22 protein-coding genes and 2 pseudogenes are annotated in these 23,348 nt (G+C 56.8%); 7 read left to right on the forward strand and 17 right to left on the reverse strand.

Annotation, left to right across the window (positions count from 1 at the left end; translation table 11 throughout):
• Positions 1-38 precede the first annotated feature (38 nt).
• The gene (locus D5066_RS05435) at positions 39-902 is read left to right on the forward strand and encodes a glycerophosphodiester phosphodiesterase family protein (RefSeq protein ID WP_119915292.1); all 864 of its coding nucleotides are present in this window, start codon (positions 39-41) and stop codon (positions 900-902) included.
• A gap of 30 nt (positions 903-932) precedes the next feature.
• Here D5066_RS05435 and nqrM read toward each other — a convergent pair whose 3' ends face one another.
• Genes nqrM through D5066_RS05470 form a run of 7 tightly spaced genes read right to left on the reverse strand, consistent with a single transcriptional unit; the run spans position 933 to position 6,972 of the window.
• Complete coding sequence (nqrM, locus tag D5066_RS05440) at positions 933-1,133, reverse strand: (Na+)-NQR maturation NqrM (protein ID WP_119915293.1); 201 nt, start codon at positions 1,131-1,133, stop codon at positions 933-935.
• Between the two features lie 2 nt (positions 1,134-1,135).
• The gene (gene nqrF, locus D5066_RS05445) at positions 1,136-2,359 is read right to left on the reverse strand and encodes an NADH:ubiquinone reductase (Na(+)-transporting) subunit F (RefSeq protein WP_080328119.1); all 1,224 of its coding nucleotides are present in this window, start codon (positions 2,357-2,359) and stop codon (positions 1,136-1,138) included.
• Between the two features lie 10 nt (positions 2,360-2,369).
• On the reverse strand, positions 2,370-2,966 hold the full coding sequence (nqrE, locus tag D5066_RS05450) for an NADH:ubiquinone reductase (Na(+)-transporting) subunit E (RefSeq protein WP_003863217.1): 597 nt from the start codon (positions 2,964-2,966) through the stop codon (positions 2,370-2,372).
• A gap of 6 nt (positions 2,967-2,972) precedes the next feature.
• Positions 2,973-3,602, reverse strand: a complete 630-nt coding sequence (locus D5066_RS05455) for an NADH:ubiquinone reductase (Na(+)-transporting) subunit D (RefSeq protein WP_119915320.1) — start codon at positions 3,600-3,602, stop codon at positions 2,973-2,975.
• A gap of 1 nt (position 3,603) precedes the next feature.
• Positions 3,604-4,398, reverse strand: coding sequence for a Na(+)-translocating NADH-quinone reductase subunit C (locus D5066_RS05460; RefSeq protein WP_119915294.1), 795 nt, complete (start codon positions 4,396-4,398; stop codon positions 3,604-3,606).
• Positions 4,391-5,626: an NADH:ubiquinone reductase (Na(+)-transporting) subunit B gene (locus D5066_RS05465; RefSeq protein ID WP_119915295.1), complete on the reverse strand. Its 1,236-nt coding sequence runs from the start codon at positions 5,624-5,626 to the stop codon at positions 4,391-4,393. The genes D5066_RS05460 and D5066_RS05465 overlap by 8 nt, the downstream gene beginning before the upstream one ends.
• 2 nt (positions 5,627-5,628) lie before the next feature.
• Positions 5,629-6,972 carry a Na(+)-translocating NADH-quinone reductase subunit A gene (locus tag D5066_RS05470; RefSeq protein WP_119915296.1) on the reverse strand — a complete coding sequence of 448 codons (1,344 nt, stop codon included), beginning with the start codon at positions 6,970-6,972 and terminating at the stop codon, positions 5,629-5,631.
• A gap of 298 nt (positions 6,973-7,270) precedes the next feature.
• On the opposite strand from D5066_RS05470, the gene dpaA reads away from it, so the two are divergent.
• Positions 7,271-8,011: a peptidoglycan meso-diaminopimelic acid protein amidase gene (gene dpaA / locus D5066_RS05475; RefSeq protein ID WP_080328124.1), complete on the forward strand. Its 741-nt coding sequence runs from the start codon at positions 7,271-7,273 to the stop codon at positions 8,009-8,011.
• Here dpaA and D5066_RS05480 read toward each other — a convergent pair.
• Both D5066_RS05480 and lpcA read right to left on the reverse strand, forming a co-directional pair.
• Entirely contained in the window at positions 7,982-8,749 is a 768-nt protein-coding gene (locus tag D5066_RS05480; RefSeq protein ID WP_080328125.1) for a class II glutamine amidotransferase, read from the reverse strand. The two genes, dpaA and D5066_RS05480, sit on opposite strands and share 30 nt — an antisense overlap.
• Positions 8,750-8,797: 48 nt before the next feature.
• Positions 8,798-9,376 (reverse strand): D-sedoheptulose 7-phosphate isomerase, encoded by a 579-nt coding sequence (gene lpcA / locus D5066_RS05485; RefSeq protein WP_119915297.1) that lies wholly within the window; start codon positions 9,374-9,376, stop codon positions 8,798-8,800.
• A gap of 239 nt (positions 9,377-9,615) precedes the next feature.
• Between lpcA and fadE the strand changes: the two genes are divergently transcribed.
• From fadE to D5066_RS05500, 3 genes are all read left to right on the forward strand, one after another.
• Positions 9,616-12,060, forward strand: a complete 2,445-nt coding sequence (fadE, locus tag D5066_RS05490; RefSeq protein WP_119915298.1) for an acyl-CoA dehydrogenase FadE — start codon at positions 9,616-9,618, stop codon at positions 12,058-12,060.
• Positions 12,061-12,466: 406 nt separating this feature from the next.
• Positions 12,467-13,561 (forward strand): DUF8093 domain-containing protein, encoded by a 1,095-nt coding sequence (locus D5066_RS05495; protein WP_119915299.1) that lies wholly within the window; start codon positions 12,467-12,469, stop codon positions 13,559-13,561.
• Positions 13,558-13,818, forward strand: coding sequence for a MarR family transcriptional regulator (locus D5066_RS05500; protein WP_119915300.1), 261 nt, complete (start codon positions 13,558-13,560; stop codon positions 13,816-13,818). The genes D5066_RS05495 and D5066_RS05500 overlap by 4 nt, the downstream gene beginning before the upstream one ends.
• 316 nt (positions 13,819-14,134) lie before the next feature.
• Here the strand turns inward: D5066_RS05500 and D5066_RS05505 are convergent.
• Positions 14,135-14,383: pseudogene (locus tag D5066_RS05505) on the reverse strand (Tn3 family transposase); the annotation flags it as partial.
• Between D5066_RS05505 and D5066_RS23300 the strand changes: the two are divergent.
• Both D5066_RS23300 and D5066_RS05515 read left to right on the forward strand, forming a co-directional pair.
• Positions 14,383-14,535: pseudogene (locus tag D5066_RS23300) on the forward strand (IS4 family transposase); the annotation flags it as partial. The pseudogenes D5066_RS05505 and D5066_RS23300 overlap by 1 nt on opposite strands.
• Positions 14,536-14,630: 95 nt before the next feature.
• Entirely contained in the window at positions 14,631-15,401 is a 771-nt protein-coding gene (locus tag D5066_RS05515) for an amidohydrolase (RefSeq protein WP_041911141.1), read from the forward strand.
• 76 nt (positions 15,402-15,477) lie between these two features.
• On the opposite strand, the gene D5066_RS05520 is transcribed toward D5066_RS05515, so the two are convergent.
• Genes D5066_RS05520 through D5066_RS05550 form a run of 7 tightly spaced genes read right to left on the reverse strand, consistent with a single transcriptional unit; the run spans position 15,478 to position 23,252 of the window.
• Positions 15,478-17,079 (reverse strand): gamma-glutamyltransferase family protein, encoded by a 1,602-nt coding sequence (locus tag D5066_RS05520; RefSeq protein WP_119915301.1) that lies wholly within the window; start codon positions 17,077-17,079, stop codon positions 15,478-15,480.
• 9 nt (positions 17,080-17,088) lie between these two features.
• Entirely contained in the window at positions 17,089-17,964 is an 876-nt protein-coding gene (locus D5066_RS05525; RefSeq protein ID WP_119915302.1) for an ABC transporter permease, read from the reverse strand.
• A gap of 2 nt (positions 17,965-17,966) precedes the next feature.
• Positions 17,967-18,908, reverse strand: a complete 942-nt coding sequence (locus tag D5066_RS05530; RefSeq protein ID WP_119915303.1) for an ABC transporter permease — start codon at positions 18,906-18,908, stop codon at positions 17,967-17,969.
• A gap of 18 nt (positions 18,909-18,926) precedes the next feature.
• A complete protein-coding gene (locus D5066_RS05535; protein WP_208861678.1) occupies positions 18,927-20,441 on the reverse strand; it encodes an ABC transporter substrate-binding protein in 1,515 nt (504 codons plus the stop codon).
• Positions 20,442-20,443: 2 nt separating this feature from the next.
• Positions 20,444-21,526 carry an ABC transporter ATP-binding protein gene (locus D5066_RS05540; RefSeq protein WP_119915305.1) on the reverse strand — a complete coding sequence of 361 codons (1,083 nt, stop codon included), beginning with the start codon at positions 21,524-21,526 and terminating at the stop codon, positions 20,444-20,446.
• Complete coding sequence (locus D5066_RS05545) at positions 21,523-22,536, reverse strand: ABC transporter ATP-binding protein (RefSeq protein WP_119915306.1); 1,014 nt, start codon at positions 22,534-22,536, stop codon at positions 21,523-21,525. The genes D5066_RS05540 and D5066_RS05545 overlap by 4 nt, the downstream gene beginning before the upstream one ends.
• Positions 22,533-23,252 carry a FadR/GntR family transcriptional regulator gene (locus D5066_RS05550; protein ID WP_080328132.1) on the reverse strand — a complete coding sequence of 240 codons (720 nt, stop codon included), beginning with the start codon at positions 23,250-23,252 and terminating at the stop codon, positions 22,533-22,535. Before D5066_RS05550 ends, D5066_RS05545 begins: the two co-directional genes overlap by 4 nt.
• Positions 23,253-23,348: the final 96 nt, after the last annotated feature.

Genomic DNA, 23,348 nt, shown 5'->3' on the forward strand with positions numbered 1-23,348 from the left:
ATACATATATTTAGCAAATTAATGGAGCGTAATTATTCATGAAGAAAATTCTCTCGATTTCGTTACTGTTTCTGGCGAGTGCTGCATCTGCTAACCCTGCGATCGTTGCTCACCGGGGCGGGACTGCGGATGCACCTGAAAACACCCTGCCAGCCATTAAGCTTGCGCTCGAAAACAAAGCAGATATCGTCTGGATAACCGTGCAATTGAGTCGGGATGGTGTACCGGTTCTTTACCGACCAGTCGATCTGAAAGCGTTAAGCAATCTACAGGGAAAGGTGTCACAGTATACCGCTGAGGAACTGGCGAAGGCGGATGTCAGCGTTAAGTGGAAAGATAAGAACCTGCCGGAAAGCCTGCTGAATGCCTCAATACCCACCCTGAAGTCGGTACTGACCACCTGGCCAAAAACGCGGTTTTTCATTGATATTAAATCCCCGGATGCCGATCCGGCGACCATGGGCATCGCGCTGCTGAACGTGTTGAAAGAGACCAACAGCCTGAATCGCATTCGCGTCTATTCTACGGAGGATCGCTATCTGGATGCGTTGCCTGCTGAAATCCCCCGCTTTGTCACACGCAGCGAAACCCGCACGCGTCTGGCCACTGTTTCGTTGAGCCACGAATGTCTGTCCCCCTCGAAAAAAATGGACGATTACTGGTATGGACTTGAGTTAAACCGAAAAGTAGAGGTAGTCGAGAAATTCACCTTAGGCGAAGGTATCTCCCCCGCAACGTTAACGTGGGACAAAGAGGCCGTTGACTGCTTCCGCTCTCAGGGCAATGCCCATCTGATTTTTATCGGTGTGAACTCTGAAGAAGATTACCAGAAGGCGAAAACATTGGGTGCCGACGGTGTTCTTGTGGACTCACCAGCCAAAGCCAGAAGCTGGGCAAAATAAATGATAAAGGCCGCATGAAGCGGCCTTTTTCTAGATGATCCTCTGCTGGTCCCGGGCCATCCGTTTTTTACGTGCATCGCACGGTTCGGGGCAGTCGCACACCTTTTCCATTCCGATGGAAGAGATACCGCCACAGCTGCCCTGAATGCTTTTACGCTTGATGATCCAGCCTAATGACATGCCGAAGATCACCAGAAAAAACACCGCAAAGGTTGCCAGAAAGGTCAGCATGATCAGCCTCCGAAATCATCAAGGAGGATGTTCTCATCTTCCACACCGAGATCTTTCAGCATCTTGATCACGGCGGCGTTCATCATTGGCGGACCACACATATAGAACTCGCAGTCTTCCGGTGCCGGATGCTGTTTGAGGTAGTTTTCATACAGCACGTTGTGGATGAACCCCGTATAGCCCGTCCAGTTATCTTCCGGCTGCGGATCGGAAAGCGCCACGTGGAAGGTAAAGTTCGGATTCTCACGCGCCAGCTGTTCAAACTCGTCGTCGTAGAACATTTCTCGCAGCGAGCGCGCACCGTACCAGAAGCTAATTTTACGCTTGCTGCTAAGACGTTTGAGCTGGTCGAAAATGTGCGAGCGCATAGGAGCCATACCCGCACCGCCGCCGATAAAGACCATTTCAGCGTCAGTATCTTTGGCAAAGAACTCACCGAACGGACCGGAGATCGTCACTTTGTCACCCGGCTTGAGGGACCAGATATACGACGACATCACGCCCGGCGGCGCGTCAGGCACATTCGGTGGCGGCGTGGCGATACGCACGTTGAGCATAATAATGCCCTTCTCTTCCGGGTAGTTAGCCATGGAATAGGCGCGAAGCGCAGGCTCTTTGACCTCAGAAACAAAGCGGAAGAGGTTAAATTTATCCCAGTCAGCCCGGTACTCTTCAGGCACATCGAAATCGGCATACGCCACGGTGTGCGCAGGACAATCAATCTGGATATACCCGCCTGCACGGAACGGGACGCTCTCCCCTTCAGGGACACGCAGCTTGAGCTCTTTGATGAACGTGGCTTTGTTATCGTTCGAGATAACCTCGCACTCCCATTTTTTCACGCCGAAAATCTCTTCCGGCAGCTCAATCTTCATGTTCTGACGCACCGCGACCTGGCAGGCCAGACGGCAGCCCTCTTTGGCTTCACGCTTCGTGATATGCGACAGTTCAGTAGGCAGAATATCACCGCCCCCCTCTTTCACCGTCACACGGCACTGCCCGCATGAGCCACCGCCGCCGCAGGCTGATGAGACAAAAATCCCGTTGCCCGAGAGCGTATTAAGCAGCTTATCACCTGCCGGTGTGCGGATCTGGTTCTGCGGATCGTCATTGATATCAATAACCACATCCCCGGAATTGACCAGCTTTGCGCGCGCCGCCAGAATCAGCCCTGACAGCACCAGTACTATCAGCGTGAACATCACCACGCCAAGAATAATTTCCATCTGTTAGCCCTTATAGCTGCACACCGGAGAAGGACATAAAGCCCAACGCCATCAGGCCGGTGGTGATAAAGGTGATCCCTAAGCCACGCAGCCCCGCAGGCACGTTGGCATATTTCATTTTTTCACGGATCCCCGCCATGGTGACAATCGCCAGCATCCAGCCGATACCGGAACCGAAACCATACACTACCGATTCACTGAAGTTGTAATCGCGCTGAACCATAAACGAGACGCCACCGAAGATGGCGCAGTTCACCGCGATCAGCGGCAGGAAGATCCCCAGCGCGTTGTACAGCGACGGGAAATACTTATCGAGGATCATCTCCAGGATTTGCACCAGCGCCGCAATGACACCGATAAAAGTGATGAAGTTCAAGAAGCTAAGATCGACTCCCTCCACCAGCGCGCCGTCCCGCAGCACGAAGTTGAACACCAGGTTGTTAATCGGAACTGAAAGCCCCAACACAACGGTGACCGCCACGCCCAGGCCAAATGCCGTCGAGACCTTTTTAGAAACGGCCAGGAACGTACACATGCCCAGGAAGAAGGCGAGCGCCATGTTTTCAACAAACACCGCGCGCACAAATAAACTCAGGTAATGAGCCATTGTCGGTTACTCCTTTTCCTGCTGTTCAGGCTTCAACGTACGAATCAGCCAGATCAGCAAACCGATAATGAAAAACGCGCTTGGGGCCAGCAGGAACAGGCCGTTCGGCATATACCAGCCGCCGTTCTGCACCGTATCCAGTACCTGAACGCCAAACAGCTTGCCGCTGCCAATCAGCTCGCGCAGAAAACCAACCGTCAGCAGGATCACGCCATAACCCAGACCGTTGCCGATACCGTCCATAAAGCTCGCCAGCGGCGGCATTTTCATGGCGTAGGCTTCTGCGCGGCCCATCACGATACAGTTGGTGATGATCAGCCCGACAAACACCGAAAGCTGCTTCGAGGTTTCGTAGGCGAAAGCGCGCAGCAGCTGATCGACCACGATCACCAGCGAGGCGATGATCGCCATCTGCACGATGATCCTCACGCTGTTAGGGATGTGGTGGCGGATCATGGAGATAAACATGCTGGAGAACGCCGTAACCAGCGTTACCGCCAGCGTCATCACAACCGCCGTTTCCAGTTTTGTCGTTACCGCCAGAGCTGAACAGACGCCCAGCACCTGCAGGGTTATCGGGTTATTGGCTAAAAGTGGGCCAATCAGTACTTTTTTAACTTCTTTCAGTTCACCCATATCAGCCATTGTTCAGCGCTCCTTCACGTACATTTTTCAGGAAGGGACCAAAGCCCAGTTCACCCATCCAGAAATCAAAACTGTGCTGTACCCCGTTAGAGGTGAGCGTGGCGCCGGAAAGGCCGTCAACGGCGAATTCATCCCCGGCACGCGCGCCCCCTTTCACCAACTTCAGCGCAGGCTGACCGTTGTCGTCGAGCACTTTTTTACCGACAAACTGCGCTCGCCAGTTAGGGTTTTCCACTTCGCCACCCAGCCCCGGCGTTTCGCCCTGATCGTAATACGTAATGCCTTTGACCGTGCGGCCATCTGTATCCAGTGCCACAAAAGCGTACATCATTGACCACAGCCCGTTACCGTAAATCGGCAAAACCACTTCCTGTACGCGTTTTTGCTCGTCACGGACCAGATAGATCTCCGCGATGTTGCTGCGGCGCTTTATACCTGCCGGATCCTGTGAAGCGTCAAGCACGGTGCTCATCTGCGGATCTTTCAGCGCCAACGCCTGGTTATACTTCGCCGGGTCTTTATCCATCAGCTCACCGGTTTTTAAATCCACCAGCCGTGGGGTAATACGTTCGGCAAACACGTCGGCGACCTCGTCCTTCGTCATGCCTTCCTGCATCAGCCCGGCCACGGCCAGAATGTTACGCTGTTTATCCAGCGCGCGTTGCTCCTGCTGCAGCGGTTTTAACCCTACGGCAGAACCCGCAACCACGATGGAACAAACCAGACACAGTACCAGCACCACCAGCAGCGTTTTGCTGATGCTATCGTTATTTTTAACCTCAGCCACGCGCCTTCCTCCGCTTAATGTTGGCGCGCACGACCAGGTAGTCGAACAGCGGCGCAAACAGGTTGGCAAACAGAATGGCCAACATCATCCCTTCCGGATAGGCCGGGTTGACCACGCGAATCAGAACACACATCACCCCAATGAGCGCGCCATAACACCATTTACCTCTGTCGGTAAACGAGGCCGAAACGGGATCGGTGGCCATGAACATCATGCCAAACGCAAAGCCCCCCAGCACAAGGTGCCAGTACCACGGCATGGAGAACATCGGGTTCGTGTCTGAACCAATGAAATTGAACAGCGTGGCGGTAAGCACCATGCCGAGCATAACGCCCGCGACGATCCGCCATGAGGCCACGCGGCCAAAGAGAATGATGGCCCCGCCGATCAAAATCATCAGGGTAGATACTTCGCCAATGGAGCCCGGAATGTTGCCAATAAATGCATCAAACCAGGTCACCGGTTGGCCGGTCGCATTGTTCACCAGCGTTTCGCCGCCGCCTGCCGCCCACTGAGAAAGCGGCGTCGCGCCGGAGAAACCGTCCGCAGCCGTCCATACCAGGTCACCTGAGATTTGCGCCGGGTAAGCAAAGAACAGGAACGCACGCCCCGCCAGCGCCGGGTTGAGGAAGTTACGTCCGGTTCCGCCGAAGATCTCTTTGGCAATCACCACGCCAAAGCTGATCCCCATCGCCGCCTGCCAGAGCGGCAGCGTTGGCGGAACAATCAGCGCAAACAGAATGGAGGTAACAAAGAAGCCTTCGTTGATCTCATGTTTGCGGATGATGGCGAACAGCACTTCCCAGAAGCCGCCCACGATAAAGACGGTCATGTAAATCGGCAGGAAGAAGACCGCGCCCAGCGTCATCATGCTGACCCAGCCAGCATCAGCGGCAAAGCTGACGCCCAGCGACTGCGCCAGACGATAGTGCCAGTCAGACTGAATCACCTGCGCCAGTTGCTGCGCATCGTATAGATGATGCAAGGCAGGAATGGTCTGCAGACCGACGTTGTACATGCCCCAGAACATAGCCGGGAAGACGGCAAACCACACCAGAATCATCATTCGCTTCAGATCGATGGCATCGCGAACGTGCGCCGCGCCTTTCGTCACCAGGCCTGGCGTGTAGAAAATGGTGGTCGTCGCTTCATACAGCGGGTAGTACTTTTTGAGCTTCCCTTCGGTAAAGTGCGGCTCAATTTTTTCAAAGAGATGTTTTAAACCCATGGTTATCCTTCCTGCTCAATGCGGGTTAACACCTCGCGCAATACGGGTCCATATTCGTATTTACCTGGACACACATAGGTGCAGAGCGCCAGATCTTCTTCGTCCAGCTCCAGACAGCCGAGCGCCTGCGCGCCATCGGTATCGCCAGCCAGGAGATCGCGCAACAGCACGGTAGGCAGAATATCCAGCGGCATCACGCGCTCGTAGTTGCCAATTGGCACCATAGCGCGCTCTCCGCCATTCGTGCTGGTGGAGAAGTTAAACAGCTTATGACGCAGGAAATGGCCCAGCGTGGTGCGGGTGACCGAGAATTTTTCCGCGCCGGGCAGCACCCAGCCGAACAGTTCTTTTTCACGCCCTTCCTGCACAATGCTGACCTGCAAATGGAAACGCCCCAGGTACGCGTGCGCGCCAAGGGCATGGCGGCCACTGAGTACCGAACCGGAAATCAGGCGGTTTTCACCCTCTTTCGTTTCCCCGACGAGCAGTTCATTTATGTCTGCTCCCAGAAGCGTTTTCACCAGGCGCGGATTTGCCGCCTGCGGCCCACCGATAGCGATGGTCCGTTCAGCGCAGAGCACACCCGTGGTGAAGAGCTTACCGATGGCAATGACATCCTGATAGTTAAGATGCCAGACCTGTTTTGTCAGGCTCACCGGCTCAAGGAAATGGATGTGCGTCCCGACCAGCCCCGCAGGATGCGGGCCAGAAAATTCATTAAACGTGACCTGACCCAGCGGATGACCACCAAGCTTGCCGCCACCAGCCTGGCAGACGTGCACTTTTCCAGGGGTCAGACGCGTTAAAACGGTCAGACCGGCATCAAAATCTTTGCGCTGCGCCAGAATAACAGGCTGCGGATCCGCGCTGAGTGGGTTGGTGTCGAGGGCCGTAACGAAAATGGCGGCTGGTGCGGTATCAGGAACAGGAGATTTGCTGAAAGGGCGCGTGCGGAGCGCCGTCCACAAACCGGATGCCAGCAGTTGAGCCTGCACATCTTCGCGGCTAAGCGACGCGAGTTCCGCGACTTCATAACGCGCGAACTCACGCTGTTCATCGCCTTCAATGCGGATAACCACCGACTGCAGCACGCGTCGCTCGCCACGATTAATCGCGACAACGGTGCCGCTGGCGGGTGCGGTGAACATGACGCCGGGATTTTTTTTGTCTTCAAAGAGCGCCTGCCCTTTAATAACGCGATCGCCCTCTTGTACCAGCATTGAAGGCCGCATTCCCAGATAATCGTCACCTAATATAGCGACATGACGGACGCTTGCACCTGACGAGACGTGCTGCTCAGGCACGCCTGCAATCGGCAAATCAAGTCCTTTTTTTATTTTAAACATGTGGTTAGCAGGTTTCCATAAACAACAATCCAGTGGACGCGAAGTGTAACATTTTCCCCTTCTGACGGGCAGGTAATCCAGCGTCGAGCGCGCCAAATTGCGAGCTATTACGCAAAGTTCCTGGAGCCAGCACGATTTTGATGGTTTATAAAGTAAAACTAATTTGTAAACTCACCGCCCGGCTCTTGCGAAAATCTATAGCGGTGCTAATGTGAGCGCTCCTAACAGAATAATCTGATTTCGGGTCTCTTTTGCCGTCCTGGCAAGTTGGTCATGGTTTTATCAAGGAACTAGTAGTATGCGTAAAATCGCATTGTTCATTGCGATGCTTCTGATTCCGTGCATGTCGTTTGCCGGGCTGCTCAGCAGCAACAGCTCCACGACGCCGATCAGCAAAGAATATAAACAGCAGTTAATGGGATCCCCGGTTTATATTCAGATCTTCAAGGAAGAGCGCACGCTCGATCTGTATGTCAAAATGGGCGAAACATATCAGCTGCTTGATAGCTACAAGATTTGTAACTATTCCGGCGGGCTGGGCCCGAAACAGCGTCAGGGCGATTTCAAAAGCCCGGAAGGCTTTTACAACGTTCAGCGTAGCCAGCTCAAACCCGACAGCCGCTTCTATAAAGCCATTAACATTGGTTTCCCGAACGCCTATGACCGTGCTCACGGTTATGAAGGTAAATACCTGATGATCCACGGCGCCTGCGTGTCTGTCGGCTGTTATGCGATGACCGACGCCGGTATTGATGAGATTTTCCAGTTTGTAACGGGCGCGCTGGTGTTTGGGCAGCCTAACGTTCAGGTCAGCATCTATCCGTTCCGCATGACCGATGCCAATATGGCGCGCCATAAGTACTCATACTACGCAGAATTCTGGAAACAGTTGAAGCCAGGTTTTGATTACTTTGAGCAGACCCACAAGCCGCCGGTAGTCTCTATCGTCGATGGGCGTTACGTGGTCAGCAAACCGCTGAGCCACGAAGTCGTTCACCCGCAACTGGCGTCAAATTACACGGTCCCCGAGACAAAATAGTACCCACTCGCCTGGCATGATCTTCTGCCAGGCTTCGTTGCCCGTCAGCGGCTGCGTCGCAATGACTGTGACCACATCGTTCGGTGTGGTCTCTTTCTGAAAGTCTATCTCCACATCCTGATCGAGCAGCTTTGCCACCCCAAACGGCGCGCGGCGGGTGATCCAGAACAGGTTCGTCGAGCAGAACGCCATCACGTAGCGCCCGTCAGACAGCAGCATATTAAACACGCCTTTTTCACGCAGCTCTGATGCCAGCGAAGCGATGTATTTAAACACGGCAGCCATGTTGCCTGGCGTGCGGGGATAGCGCTCCGTCAGCTTGTGCAGCAGCCAGCAGAAGGCTTTTTCGCTGTCCGTTTCGCCGACCGGACGGAAATTGCCCGTCTCCAGTGATTTATAGCCCGTAAGCTGCCCGTTGTGCGCGTAGGTCCAGTTACGGCCCCACAGTTCTCGGGTAAAGGGATGGGTGTTTTCCAGCGCCACTTCGCCGCGGTTTGCCTGGCGGATGTGGGCGATCACCGAACAGGATTTAATGGGGTAGTCCTGTACCAGTTTGGCAATCGGTGAGTTAAAGCTGGGCTGTGGATCTTTGAACGTGCGACACCCTTTGCCTTCGTAGAAGGTGATGCCCCAGCCATCTTTATGCGGCCCGGTTCCCCCACCGCGCTGAACCAGCCCGGTGAAACTAAAGCAGATATCGGTTGGCACATTGGCGCTCATCCCGAGCAGTTCGCACATACGTCACCTCCACAACAGCGGGGGACACAGGCGTCCCCCAGCGAAGTCTTACTTAACCATCTCTTTTTCGATCAGCTGGATCAGGATGTGGATCACTTTGATGTGAATTTCCTGAACGCGATCTGCATAACCGAAGTGCGGAACGCGAATTTCGATATCCGCGCTACCGTCCATCTTACCGCCATCTTTGCCGGTCAGGGTGATGACCTTCATCCCTTTTTCGCGCGCGGCGGCGATCGCTTTGATCACGTTAGCGGAGTTACCGGAGGTAGAGATACCCAGCAGCACATCACCTTCACGGCCTACCGCCTCAACGTAGCGGGAGAAGATGTGGTCGTAACCGAAGTCGTTGCCTACGCAGGAGATGTGGCTCACATCGGAAATCGCAATCGCCGGGTAGCCCGGACGGTTTTCACGGTAGCGTCCGGTCAGCTCTTCGGCGAAGTGCATGGCGTCACAGTGGGAGCCGCCGTTACCGCAGGAGAGCACTTTGCCACCGGCTTTGAAACTGTCGGCCAGCAGGACCGCTGCGCGCTGAATAGCGTGGATATTGGCATCATCTTTCAGAAAGTTCGCCAGCGTTTCCGCCGCTTCGTTCAGTTCGTTACGAATAAGATCCTGGTACATGAGGATAATCCTTCAGTATTGATGAAATAACACAGTGGAGTGTACCGGATAGCGGGAAAAGCGAGAAGCTAAAGCCATGCGAATCGTCCGGCGTTTTGATTTTTTGTGCCGGCTAAAACGCGAACAATGTGAACCAGGTTGTAATTATTTTGTAAACACATTGCTAAAGGAATTCACATCAACTACAACCATATCATCACAAGTGGTCAGACCTCCTACAAGCAAGGGAGCTTTTCTTTATGATGATTTTGAGCATTCTCGCAACCGCTGTTCTGCTCGGTGTGCTGTTCTATCACCGCGTAAGTTTATTCCTGAGTAGCCTGATTCTTCTGGCCTGGACGGCTGCGCTTGGCGTCGCAGGTCTCTGGAATATCTGGCTTTTAGTCCCTCTTGCCATCATTCTTCTGCCGTTTAACCTGGCCCCGATGCGTAAGTCGATGATCTCCGCGCCGGTGTTCAAAGGCTTCCGCAAAGTGATGCCGCCAATGTCGCGCACCGAGAAAGAAGCGATTGATGCGGGCACCACCTGGTGGGAAGGCGATTTGTTCCAGGGCAACCCTGACTGGAAAAAGCTGCACAACTATCCGCAGCCGCGCCTGACCGCCGAAGAACAGGCCTTTATTGACGGCCCGGTGGAAGAAGCGTGCCGCATGGCAAACGACTTTGCTATCACCCACGAAATGGCCGACCTGCCGCCGGAGCTGTGGGCCTACCTGAAAGAGCATCGCTTCTTCGCGATGATCATTAAGAAAGAGTACGGCGGTCTTGAGTTCTCCGCTTACGCTCAGGCTCGCGTGCTGCAAAAGCTGGCGGGCGTCTCCGGGATCCTGGCGATTACCGTCGGCGTGCCGAACTCCTTAGGCCCGGGTGAACTGCTGCAGCACTACGGTACGGAAGAGCAGAAAGATCACTATCTGCCGCGACTGGCGCGCGGTCAGGAAATCCCGTGCTTCGCGCTGACCAGCCCGGAAGCAGGCTCCGATGCGGGCGCAATCCCGGATACCGGCGTGGTCTGTATGGGCGAGTGGCAGGGCCAGCAGGTGCTGGGCATGCGCCTGACCTGGAACAAACGCTATATCACCCTGGCACCTATTGCCACCGTGCTGGGCCTGGCCTTTAAGCTCTCCGACCCGGAAAAACTGCTGGGCGGCGAGGAAGACCTCGGCATTACCTGCGCGCTGATCCCAACCTCTACCCCAGGCGTTGAAATTGGTCGCCGTCACTTCCCGCTGAACGTGCCGTTCCAGAACGGTCCGACCCGCGGTCAGGATATTTTTGTGCCGATTGACTACATCATCGGCGGTCCGAAAATGGCCGGCCAGGGCTGGCGCATGCTGGTGGAATGTCTGTCGGTTGGCCGCGGTATTACCCTGCCGTCGAACTCAACCGGCGGCCTGAAGTCGGTAGCAATGGGGATTGGTGCGTACGCCCACATCCGCCGTCAGTTCAAAATCTCCATCGGCAAGATGGAGGGTATCGAAGAGCCGCTGGCGCGTATCGCGGGCAACGCTTACGTGATGGATGCCGCTGCATCGCTGATTACCTACGGCATCATGCTGGGCGAAAAACCGGCCGTGCTGTCCGCGATTGTGAAGTACCACTGTACCCACCGTGCGCAGCAGTCGATCATTGACGCGATGGATATCGCGGGCGGTAAAGGCATTATGCTCGGCGAAGGCAACTTCCTGGCGCGCGGCTATCAGGGCGCACCGATTGCCATCACCGTGGAAGGGGCAAACATCCTGACCCGCAGCATGATGATCTTCGGTCAGGGGGCGATTCGCTGCCATCCATATGTGCTGGAAGAGATGGCCGCCGCGCAGAACAACGACGTGGACGCCTTCGACAAGCTGCTGTTCAAACATATCGGTCACGTGGGCAGCAACAAGGTGCGCAGCTTCTGGCTCGGCCTGACGCGCGGTCTTACCAGCGCGACGCCGACCGGCGATGCGACCAAACGTTACTACCAGCATCTTAACCGTCTGAGCGCCAACCTGGCTCTGCTGTCTGACGTCTCCATGGCGGTGCTGGGCGGTAGCCTGAAGCGTCGCGAGCGTATCTCTGCCCGTCTGGGCGACGTACTGAGCCAGATCTTCCTGGCCTCGGCGGTGCTGAAACGCTACGACGACGAAGGCCGTCAGGAAGCGGATCTGCCGCTGGTCCACTGGGGTGTCCAGGATGCAATGTATCAGGCAGAACAGGCTATTGACGACCTGCTGGCCAACTTCCCGAACCGCTTCGTGGCGGGCACACTGCGCGCGGTGATCTTCCCGACCGGACGTCACCATCTGGCGCCGTCCGACAAGCTGGATCACAAGGTGGCGAAGATCCTGCAGGTACCGAGCGCAACCCGCTCCCGCATTGGCCGCGGTCAGTATCTGGCTCCAACGCCGCATAACCCGGTAGGTCTGCTGGAAGAGGCGCTGCTGGACGTGATGGCTGCCGATCCGATTCACCAGAAAATCTGCAAACAGCTGGGCAAAAACCTGCCGTTTACCCGTCTGGACGAACTGGCGAAACAGGCGCTGGCCGGTGGCATTATCAACAAAGATGAAGCCGCGCTGCTGGTGAAAGCCGAAGAGAGCCGTCTGCGCAGTATCAACGTGGATGATTTCGAACCGGAAGAGCTGGCGACACAGCCGGTAAAGTTGCCGGAGAAGCACCGCAAACCTGAAGCGGCATAACGCGTTTCGCTTATACAAACCCCGCCTCGCGCGCAATGCCGATCAGTTAAGGATCAGTTGACCGATCCTTAAACTACGGCACTATAACGGCTTCCACCACAGGGAGCCGTTTTCTTATGCCACTTCTCAACGATCTGCTCGATTTCAGTGACCACCCTCTTATGCCACCGCCATCTGCCCAGATGTTTGTCAAACACCTTCCCGCTGAGTGGATACAACACTGTCTGACTTATCTGGGGTAACCAATGATCGGCACGCCAGCAGCTGCGTGGAGCCATTCTTGATGGGGTACGCCTGGAAAACGGAGCCCAGAATTTCCGATCTCCAAACTGCCCCCTGAATGGTTGATTAACAAGCAGAAAGAGCGGAAAATCCATACAGGACACATGGATGAAAAGGACGTTTGATGTTCAGATTGTACACTCTGTGGGAACTCGAACGGGAGCTCTCTCCCGAAGATTTCCAGCATATCCTGACACCGGAAGCGACACTGGAAAAAGCGACGGTAAGCTATGACCTGGACTACCGAAACTACACGTCACCACCAGTAAATGAGGTTCCCAGACAGAAGGACGGTTTTAACAACAAACCCTATCAGCAAACGGGTTACGACCCGGTTTATGATGATCTGGAAATAAACCTGATGGAGGGCTGGGTTATCGGTCTGGATACAGACGAACAGTGGGACGAAACGGTAAACCCTTTCCACATCGACACCGGTGGTGAGCTGATTTTTAATAATGCAGATCCGTTCTGCTGGATTGTCAGTGATTTTCAGCGCGCTTTTCGACATGCCATCAATAACCAGAACGGTAGAAAACCCGCACCAACCGTGAAGTTCCGCACTTCCGGAGAACCCGTGCAGCACGCTCAGGCGGGCAAAGTAATCAACAGCAAAATAGCTGGAGGATTGATGGCCGGTGGAGGTGTGTACAACGGCAATATAGAGGGATTCCATCAGGCCGCACAGCAGCTAGGCGGCGACACGTTAGCTGGTTACGATCAAGTCATGGATAACAAAGGACTGATCATTGCTGGCGCATCTGTCGTGGCAGGGCTGACGATGGGCAGGATGCGATTCCCAGAACTGGAAGAGCTTGAGCATTTCGGGGCGAGAGGGGCTGCATCAGGAAGAACGTTTGATCCCGAACTGGCAGGTGGACCGATCGAAAATCTGACGACAGATGGGGTGAATGTCACTCATGAAGGGATCGCAACCGTAGAAAAACATATATCACGATTCGACCACGACCCTGCTAACGATGTGATGATTGGTAGGCTAAAAAACATTGCAAAAGGTGAATTTCCCCCCGAACAAGCAGATCTAAATTACTACACACACGAATGCAGAGAATTCCAACGTTATTGCAATTTAGGTTGGGAATCAGGTGAACCTGAAGGGCCTGCTAGCTATGACCTATGGAACAATGCACACACAGCAACGTTAGAAGATTTTAAACTTAAAGACGGTGACCTATTCCACCCGGACGCACTGAAATGACGATCACGAAGACAGAAATTAACGTACTAAAAGTCATGTCTGAAAAAGACATGGATTGGAGCTGGATAATTCTAGACCGCGCACTTTCTATGAAAGGGATCCCCGGATTTGGCAACGTAGCGAGAATTGTCACTAATTTAGTCGAACATGGTTTAGTCGATGTAATTTACAACGAAGAAACAAAGCACTCTCGTTATAGAGTGTCAGAAAATGGGTTTAAAACACTCAAAGCACTGGACCTGACAGAACACGATTAAATATAACATCTGTTATCAGCACCGCCAGATCACCACTGGCGGCGTTTCCGGGGTCTGACGTGCTAAAGTCGTGGCTGGTAAACCGCAAAACCACCGGCAACGCACCTGAAAAATTTTCATCCTCTGCATATTTATGCAGCCAAGTGAATCACCTCCAGTTTCGTCGAAAAATGGCACTGAAAGTGCCGTTTCCGGCAAGTTAACGCGTCATTGATGACCCTAACGCTGCTTCTGTTTTGCTCCATCTCAAGCGTTTTCTGATGCCGAACAGTCCATTCATGTTGGGGTCCGCCAGGAATCCGTAAATTATCCTACGTTAAGCCTGTTTTTTGTACAGACTACTATCCACTGAGCGTAACGTACGGTATTTACCCTGTCCCAGCTTGAGGTTTGTTCGCCAGACGTAATCCCCGCTGAGATTTATGTGCTCCCATCCTGGCGGGGACAGATGCGCAATAAGCTGTTCATTTAGCGGGAGTCCTTTTCGCTTCAGAGAATCTATGGCTCTTTCTATATATACCGTATTCCATAGTGAGATCGCCGCAGTCAGCAATGTCAGACCATTCTCCGGGGACAATCTCGCAACGACCGGAGCATCTGCGGGGAAATCTGGAAGCGTTGTTCATCACAAAACGCCCCCGACCATAAAGGCCGAGGGCGGTTAAGATGTCAAAAGCCCGCTATCCGGTGGACATCCATGCCGCTCCGCTTAAGTGAACGGCATTGCACCTCGCGCGGGGTTTTTTATTGCCACATTTTCTCGTAATGACGTGCTACAGTGTCAAAAAGGGGTCGTTTGAGGAGTCTGTATCGTGCCTGGTCTGAAGATTTCGATTTTGCAGCAACCTTTAGTGTGGATGGATGGCCCTGCCAACCTGCGCCACTTTGATCGTCAACTGGAAGAGATTACCGGGCGAGATGTGATTGTCCTGCCGGAGATGTTCACCACCGGCTTCGCCATGGAAGCGGCTAAACAGTCGATGCCCCAGGAAGAGGTAGTCGCCTGGATGCATGCCAAAGCACAGCAAACCAACGCGCTGATCGCCGGGAGCGCCGCACTGCAAACGGAACGCGGCCCGGTGAACCGCTTCCTGCTGGTTGAGCCGGAAGGGAAAGTGCATTTTTACGATAAACGCCACCTGTTCCGCATGGCCGATGAACATCATCACTATGAAGCGGGTAACGAACGCGTGGTGTTCGAGTGGCGCGGCTGGCGCATCCTGCCGCTGGTCTGCTACGACCTGCGCTTCCCGGTGTGGTCGCGCAACCGCAACGATTACGATCTGGCGCTGTATGTCGCCAACTGGCCTGCGCCGCGCTCGCTGCACTGGCAGGCGCTGCTGGTGGCGCGCGCGATTGAGAACCAGGCGTACGTGGTGGGCTGTAACCGCGTGGGGACGGACGGTAACGGACATCACTACCGCGGCGACAGCCGGGTGGTGAACCCGCAGGGCGAGATTATTGCCACAGCCGAGCCGCATCAGGCGACGCGCATTGATGCGGAGCTGTCATTGACGGCGCTGAAGGAGTATCGGGAGAAGTTTCCGGCCTGGCAGGATGCGGATCCGTTTAGCATTGGATGAAATTTTCCCCTCACTCTAACCCTCTCCCCAAAGGGGAGAGGGGATTGTTCGCTGCTCGCATTAGGGGGATAAAGTATTAACTCACTAACGCCTGACCGTCTTTGCGGCTTTCCGTCGCGGCAACGTAGTGCCCTTCCGGCATACGATAGATCACCTGCGCCCCGCCGAAGTTGTAATCCTGGAGCGGATCTTCCACCACGATCTGATGCCCACGCTCGCGCAGCGCCGCGATAGTATTGCGATCGAACGTCGATTCGACGATCACCTCCCTGCCCTGCACCACGCGCCAGCGCGGCGCGTCGATAGCCGCCTGCGGGTTTTGCCCGTGCAGCATAATGCGCAGCGCCATTTGCATGTGCCCCTGCGCCTGCATCGGGCCGCCCATCACGCCGAAGGACATCAGCGGCTTGCCGTTACCGTCCATCGCAAAGCCCGGAATGATGGTGTGGAACGGACGCTTGCTGCCCGCCAGCGCGTTCGGGTGATTGGGATCCAGCACGAACCCGCAGCCCCGGTTTTGCAGGCTGATCCCCGTATCCGGCACCACGATGCCTGAACCGAAGCCCATATAGTTGGACTGAATAAACGAGACCATCATCCCGCTGGCATCCGCGGTGCTGATGTAGACCGTGCCGCTCTGCGTCGGGGAACCGTAGACAAAATCAGAGGCTTTATCGTGGTCGATAAGCGCCGCGCGCGACTTCAGATAGTGGTCGCTCAGCAGCTCTTTTGCCGCGAACGCCATGTGTTCTTCATCCGCCACGTAGCGGTCGAGATCCGCCAGCGCCAGCTTCATGGCTTCAATGGACAAGTGCAGAGACTGCACGGAGTCCGGATGATGTTTCTCAATGCCGCACTGTTCCAGAATGCCGAGCGCAATCAGCGTGGCGATCCCCTGGCCGTTTGGCGGCAGCTCCTGCACCGAACCGCCCGCGAAGTCGCGCGACAGTAGGTCTACCCAGTCCACGCGATGGTTTGCCAGATCTTCAACCGTCAGGTGCGCACCGTGTTCTTTGGCAAAAGCAGCAATTTTCTGCGCCAGCTCGCCGCGGTAAAAAGCGTCGCCGTTAGTTTTAGCAATCAGCTCCAGCGAGTTGGCCTGCGCCGGGTTACGGAAGATTTCCCCCACGCGCGGAGCGCGGCCTTCCGGCGCGAAGCAGGCGCTAAAGCCCGGCTGATCTTTCAGCTTGCTATAGCCGCGCTGCCAGAGATGACCAATCAGCGGCGAGACCGGGAAGCCGTTACGCGCGTAGTCAATCGCAGGCTGCGCCAGCGTGGTCAGCGGCAGCGTGCCGAAGCGTTCCGCCAGCGCGACCCAGCCCGACACCGCACCCGGCACCGTTACCGCGTCCCAGCCAATTTCCGGCACCGCGGTTTTACCGGCAAACAGATCCGCATGCCAGCTGGCAGGCGAACGGCCGGACGCGTTCAAACCGTGCAGCTTTTCACCGTCCCAGACGATGGCAAAGGCATCGCTGCCGATCCCGTTGCCGGTCGGCTCAACCACCGTCAGCGCCATCGCGGTGGCAATGGCCGCATCGACGGCATTTCCCCCCAGCTGCAGCATCTTCATGCCTGCCTGCGCCGCCAGCGGCTGCGACGTGGCAACCGCGTTGTGGCCCATCATCGGCGGGCGTCGTGAATCATAACCGGACGTAAAATCAAGCGCTTTGGTCATCATGACTCCTTAGTCGTGGCGCGGATCGAGCGCATCGCGCAGCCCGTCGCCGAGTAAATTAAAGCCCTGCACGGCAAGGAAAATCGCCACGCCGGGGAAAACGGACATCCACGGCGCCTGCTCCAGAAACCCTTTCGCGGTATTGAGCATGGAGCCCCAGGATGGATTGGGCGGCTGCTGCCCCAGCCCCAAAAACGACAGGCTGGCTTCGGCGATAATCGCCGAGGCAATCGCCAGCGTGGCCTGAACCAGGATCGGCGACATCACGTTTGGCAGGACGTATTTAATGATGATCCAGCGATCCGGCAGGCCAATCGCCCGCGCGCCGTCGATATACTCTTCGTTGCGAATGGCGATCACCTGTCCGCGCGTCAGGCGGGCGAAGATCGGCATCGCCGAAAGACCGATGGCGATCATCGCGTTGGTGAGACTCGGGCCTAAAAATGCCCCCAGCGCGATCGCCATGATCAGGAACGGACAGGCCAGCAGCGCCTCGATAAACCGCGAGATGACGCCGTCCCACATCTTCTGGAAGTAGCCCGCCACCAGCCCCAGCGGCACGCCAATGACCACCGCGATAACCACTGACATACAGCCCGCCATCAGCGAGGTTCGCGCTCCCCAGATAATGCGGGACAAAATGTCGCGCCCCAGCTCGTCGGTGCCGAACCAGTACATCGCCGACGGCGCTTTGCGCACCGCGAGGAAGTTGGCTTTAACCGGGTCGAACGGGGCGATCCACGGTGCCAGCAGCGTCACCAGCACAAAAAAGCCCACCACCACCGCACCGATCACCGCGCTTTTATTGGCGAGGAATTTCTTCAGCACCCGGTTCTGCGCGCGCGGCAGCGCGGGGGCTACGGTTTGCGTCGTCAGTTCCGCCATCGTTAACCTCGCATTTTCGGGTTGATAAGGACGTAAAGCACGTCGGCCAGCAGGTTGAGCATCAGGAAGCCAATCGCCACGATCAGCACCACGCCCTGCACCACCGCGTAGTCACGGTTGAACACCGAGTCGACGATCATCTTGCCAAAGCCCGGAATGGTGAACACCTGCTCGGTCAGCACCGCGCCGCCCAGCAGTTCGCCGAACAGCAGCGTGGTGAGGGTGATCACCGGTACCAGCGCGTTGCGAAACGCGTGCTTTAGAATGACCGCCTTCGGCAGAAGCCCCTTGGCGCGTGCGGTACGGATATAATCCGCTTTCAGTACCGCAATCATCGACGCGCGGGTATGGCGCATCAGCGTTGCCGCCAGCCCGGTTCCGAGCACAGAAGCGGGCAGCAGCAGCGTGCGCAGGTTCTGGAGCGGATCTTCACTGAACGGCACATAGCCGGACGCGGGCAGCCACTGCAGGTTCACCGAGAAGACCAGAATCAGCAGGATCCCCAGCCAGAAATGCGGGATCGAGATCCCCGAGATCGCCACAAAGTTCGCCCCGTGATCGACCCAGCTGTTTTTGTTCACCGCCGCGACGATCCCCATGCTGATGCCAAACACCAGCGCGATAATCATCGCCAGCAGCGACAGCTCAAGCGTGACCGGCAGCTTGCTGGCGATAAGCTCGGTCACCGGTTCATGCGTGCGCAAGGAGACGCCCAGATCGCCCTGCAGCGCCCGCGTCAGCCAGTGGAAATACTGCACCGGGATCGGCGCATCCAGGTTCAGCTCCGCACGCAGCTGGGCGATCACCGCCGGATCGCGCTCCTCTCCGGCCATCGCAATCAGCGGGTCGCCGGGCAGCAGTTTTTGCAGCCCGAAGACCATCATGCTCACCAGCAATAGCGTCGGGACGGCCAGCAGCAGACGTTTGCAAATCAGTTCCAGCATGGGTTCTCCTCAGGACGTTTATTTCGCCAGCGTCAAACCCGCCAGACGCACGATGCCGTCCGGGTACGGCTTAAAGCCCTGCACGCTTTTGTTCAGGCCGAAAATGCGCGGCTCGAAGTAGAGGTAGGCAATCGGCATATCGGTTTGCAGCTGCTTCACTACCTTGTCGTACAGCGGCTGGCGTGCGGCCTGGTCGGTGCTCTGGCGCGCCTGCGTCAGCCACTCATCGACCTGTGCGTTGCTGTAGCGGCCATCGTTCAGGGTGCCGTTGCTATGGATAAAGCCGTAGATGCTGCCGTCCGGATCCGGACGACCCGACCAGCCGGAGAAGCTCAACTGATAATCGCCGCTCTGCTGGCGATCGAGCAGCGTGGCGAATTCGGTCATCTGCAGGTTCAGGGTAAAGCCCGCCTCGGCAACCATAGCCTGCAGCACCTGTCCCACCTGCTGCGAGGTTGGGTTGTTCGGCACCAGCAGGTTGACGGTCAGCGGCGTGGTGACGCCTGCCGCTTTCAGCAGCGCTTTGGCTTTATCGACGTCGCGCGGCGGGACCGGCAGGTTAACGTGATACGGACTGACCGGTGAAAACGCCTGGTTTGCCGGGGTGTACAGCCCTTCAAAGACCACCTGGTTTAACGCATCGCGATCAATGGCCTGAGAAAATGCCTCGCGCACGCGAGCGTCCTTAAACGGATCGTTGGCCGGCACCTTGCCGTTGTTGATGTTGAAGGTGATGCCCTGGTAGCCCAGGCCCGTCACCTTCGCCAGCGCCAGCTTGCTGTCGGCTTCGACGGTTTTGACGTCGCTGGCGGCGATGCCTTCTGTCAGGTCGAGATCGCCCGCGCGCAGGTTCGCGAGGCGCACGGAGGCATCCGGGATCGGCAGATAGATGATTTTGTCGAAGTGATAGGCGTCTTTGTTCCAGTAGTTGTCGAAGCGGGTCAGAACGATGCGGTCCTGCGACACGCGGCTGTCGAATTTGTACGGCCCGGAGCAGACCGGATGGGCGGCAAAGTCAGGCTTTTTCGCGGCTTCGGGCGCCATCATCGCGCCCGCGCGGTCGGTGAGCTGCATCAGCAGCGCGGCATCGGGCGTTTTCAGGTGCAGCGCAATCTGCATCGGGCCGGTGACCTCTACCGACTCCACGGAGGAGATCTCGCTTTTACGCAGGGAGCCTTTCAGGGTCAGAGCGCGATCGAGATTGTATTTTGCCGCGGCGGCATCGAATTTTTCGCCGTCGTGGAAGGTCACGCCTTCACGCAGATCCATGGTTAGCGTTTTGCCGTCCTCGCTCCAGGCCCAGGATTTTGCCAGACCCGGCACGACCTTCAGATGCTCATCGACATCCACCAGCCTGTCGCACAGGGAGGCAAACACGAAGCGGCCATAGTAGGTGCGCGCCAGATGCGGGTCGAGCATGTCCGGGTCAGCGCCCAGGCCGATCCGCAGCACGCTTTCAGAATGGGCGGGCAGCGCCGCGCCAAGCAACATAACACTTCCCAGTACGGTCAAAAGAGAATTACGTATTGTCATTATCATGAGTTCCTTGAAGGAAGGGACGAGTGAGTGGCCGCGTGTTCAAACAGCGCGCGGCGGCGCAGAAAAGCGGCGGATGGCGGTGCGATCTGGATAACGCTGCGATCGCGATTGATCTCCTGCCAGCGGTGGCAGGCAACCTGCCGCCCGCCGTCGAGTACCTGATTAATCGGCTCGACCTGGCGGCATTCATCGGTGACGTACGGGCAGCGGGTGTGGAAGCGACAGCCCGACGGCGGGCTGGCCGGATTGGGCAGATCCCCCTGCAGCAGCGGCGCGTCGCGCTCAACGCCCGGCTGCATCTGCGGGGCCGAGGCGATCAGCGCCTGGGTATAGGGGTGCAGCGGCGCGTCAAAAATTTCATCGACGGTGGCAAGCTCAACGATTTGCCCAAGGTACATCACCGCCACGCGGTCGCTCATATGGCGAATCACAGCCAGACCGTGGGCAACGATCACCATCGTCAGCCCCAGCTGGTGCTTCAGGTTTTCCAGGAGGTTGACCACCTGCGCCTGAACGGAGACGTCCAGCGCGGAAACCGGCTCATCACCCAGCAGCAGCTTCGGTCCCGAGGCCAGCGCGCGCGCAATGCCGATGCGCTGACGCTGTCCGCCGGAAAACTCGTGCGGGTAGCGCCCTGCCCAGGCGGCAGGCAGACCAACGGTCTTCAGGAGTTCGGCAACGCGATACTGGCGATCCGCTTTCTTCATGTTTTGATGCAGCCATAGCGGCTCGCCGACGATCTGCTCTACCGTCATGCGCGGGTTCAGCGAGGCGAAGGGATCCTGAAAGATAATCTGCAGCTCTCGCCGGAGCTGGTTCAGACGGGCGCCCGAGGCATCGGTGATCTCCTCCCCCTGATAAAACACGCGCCCTTCGCTGGCGGCCAGCAGACGCAGCAGCAGACGGCCGAGGGTGGATTTCCCGGAACCGGATTCGCCAACAATCGCCAGCGTTTCGCCCGGCATCACGGCAAGCGAAACGCGATCGACCGCCGTGACAAACCGCGCCGGGGAGAAGAGTTTTTTCGGGCCTGGGAAGCGCTTGCTCAGATCGCGGGCTTCAAGAATGGGCGTGGTCATGCGGTCTCTCCCAGGGCAATGTGGTGTTCGAGCGGCACGCGGAAGCAGGCGACCTGATGGCCCGCGCCGAGCGTGGTGAGCTGCGGTTTTTCATCGTGGCAGCGCGACTGCGCAAACGGGCAGCGCGTCGCGAAACGGCAGCCTTTCGGCATGGATTCCGGGAGCGGAACCGAACCGGGAATGGTGGAAAGCTGGCCTTTGCGTGCGCCCAGAGAAGGGATCGAGCCCATCAGGCCAATAGTGTACGGGTGCTGCGGGTCGGCAAAGATGGCTTCGACACTCCCCTGCTCCACTACCTGCCCCGCGTACATCACGGCGACCTGCTGCGCCACTTCTGCCACCACGCCTAAATCGTGAGTGATCATCAGGACCGCCGTGCCGGTTTCCTCTTTTAAGGTGTTCAGCAGGGTCAGGATTTGCGCCTGGATGGTGACGTCAAGCGCGGTGGTCGGCTCATCGGCAATCAGCAGTTTGGGATGGTTAATCAGCGCCATGGCAATCATCACACGCTGGCGCATGCCGCCGGAAAGCTGATGCGGATATGCCTTGAGCCGCATCTCTGCCGCCGGGATCTGCACCTTCTCGAGGATCTGCAGGGCAACCTTCATTGCCTCTGCGCGCGAGACGTTCTGGTGTCGCATAACCGCTTCGCTAAGCTGATCGCCCAGCGTAAACGCCGGATTGAGCGAGGTCATCGGCTCCTGGAATATCATCGCGAGCTCGCTGCCGCGCAGATCGGCATATTCCCGCGGCGAGAGCTTGCGCAGGTCGTGGCGGCGAAACTGCATCTCGCCGCTGACAATCTGCACGCTGGCGGGCAGTAAACCCATCAGCGCCAGTGAGGTGATACTTTTTCCACAGCCGGACTCCCCCACCAGCGCCAGCGTTTCGCCCGCTTTGACCGTCAGGGAAATGCCGTCAAGTACGCTCACCGGCGAGCCGGAAAACCTGACGTTGAGATTATTCAGCCGCAGTACTGGCGTGGAATCCTTAAACGGGATCGTCGTCATAGCGTGAAGTCATCCTCAAGGTGGATCGCCTGAATCAGGGCGTTTTGCAGGCTGAGCAGGTGCTCGCGCATGGCAGCCGCGGCTTCATTAGGCTGGCGATGGATAATCGCAGACATGATCTTGTGATGGTGGTCGTTATAGCTGTCGACACGTTCGGGCGTGCGGGCCAGCTCGCGCAGGTGCTGCCAGCCGGGTTCGCGCCGCACGGCATCAATGGCGTCAAACAGGCCGAGCATCAGGCGGTTGCCCGCCGCCTCGGCAATGGCGCGGTGAAAGGCGCTATCCCAGAGTTCGTTGAGATCGCGGTCGTCCGGACTGACCTTGTCGATGCGTTCCAGCATGCGCTGCATGAGCGCGAGATTTTCCCTGGTGGCACGCAGTGCCGCAAGCCGGGCTAAGCCGGGTTCGAGCTGTAGACGAGCTTCCATCACTTCCAGCAGGTTGGTCTGCTGAACCAGTCCCTGAAGGGCCAGCGGTTCAACCGGTGCAGCCGGGCCAATAAAGGTGCCTTTGCCCTGCTTGCGCCAGATTCGCCCTTCTTCTTCCAGCACGTCCAGCGCGCGACGCACTTCGCGTCGTCCTACGCCGAGTGTTTCCGACAGCTCACGTTCCGTGGGCAGCGGAGTGCCTGGTGTTGACTCATGCTGGTTGATTAGCCCGCGCAGCTGCTCAAGCGCGGTGCTGGAATTGGCCAGAAACCGTGACGGCTTTTCCATATTGGTTCGCTCGCTATCATCATTATTTTGTTTTTATTAACGATAAGTTATTGATATGGAATGAAGCTTATCGTGCTAATGATTAAGCAATAACCG

It is taken from the genome of Enterobacter chuandaensis (assembly GCF_003594915.1).
Lineage (GTDB): Bacteria > Pseudomonadota > Gammaproteobacteria > Enterobacterales > Enterobacteriaceae > Enterobacter > Enterobacter chuandaensis.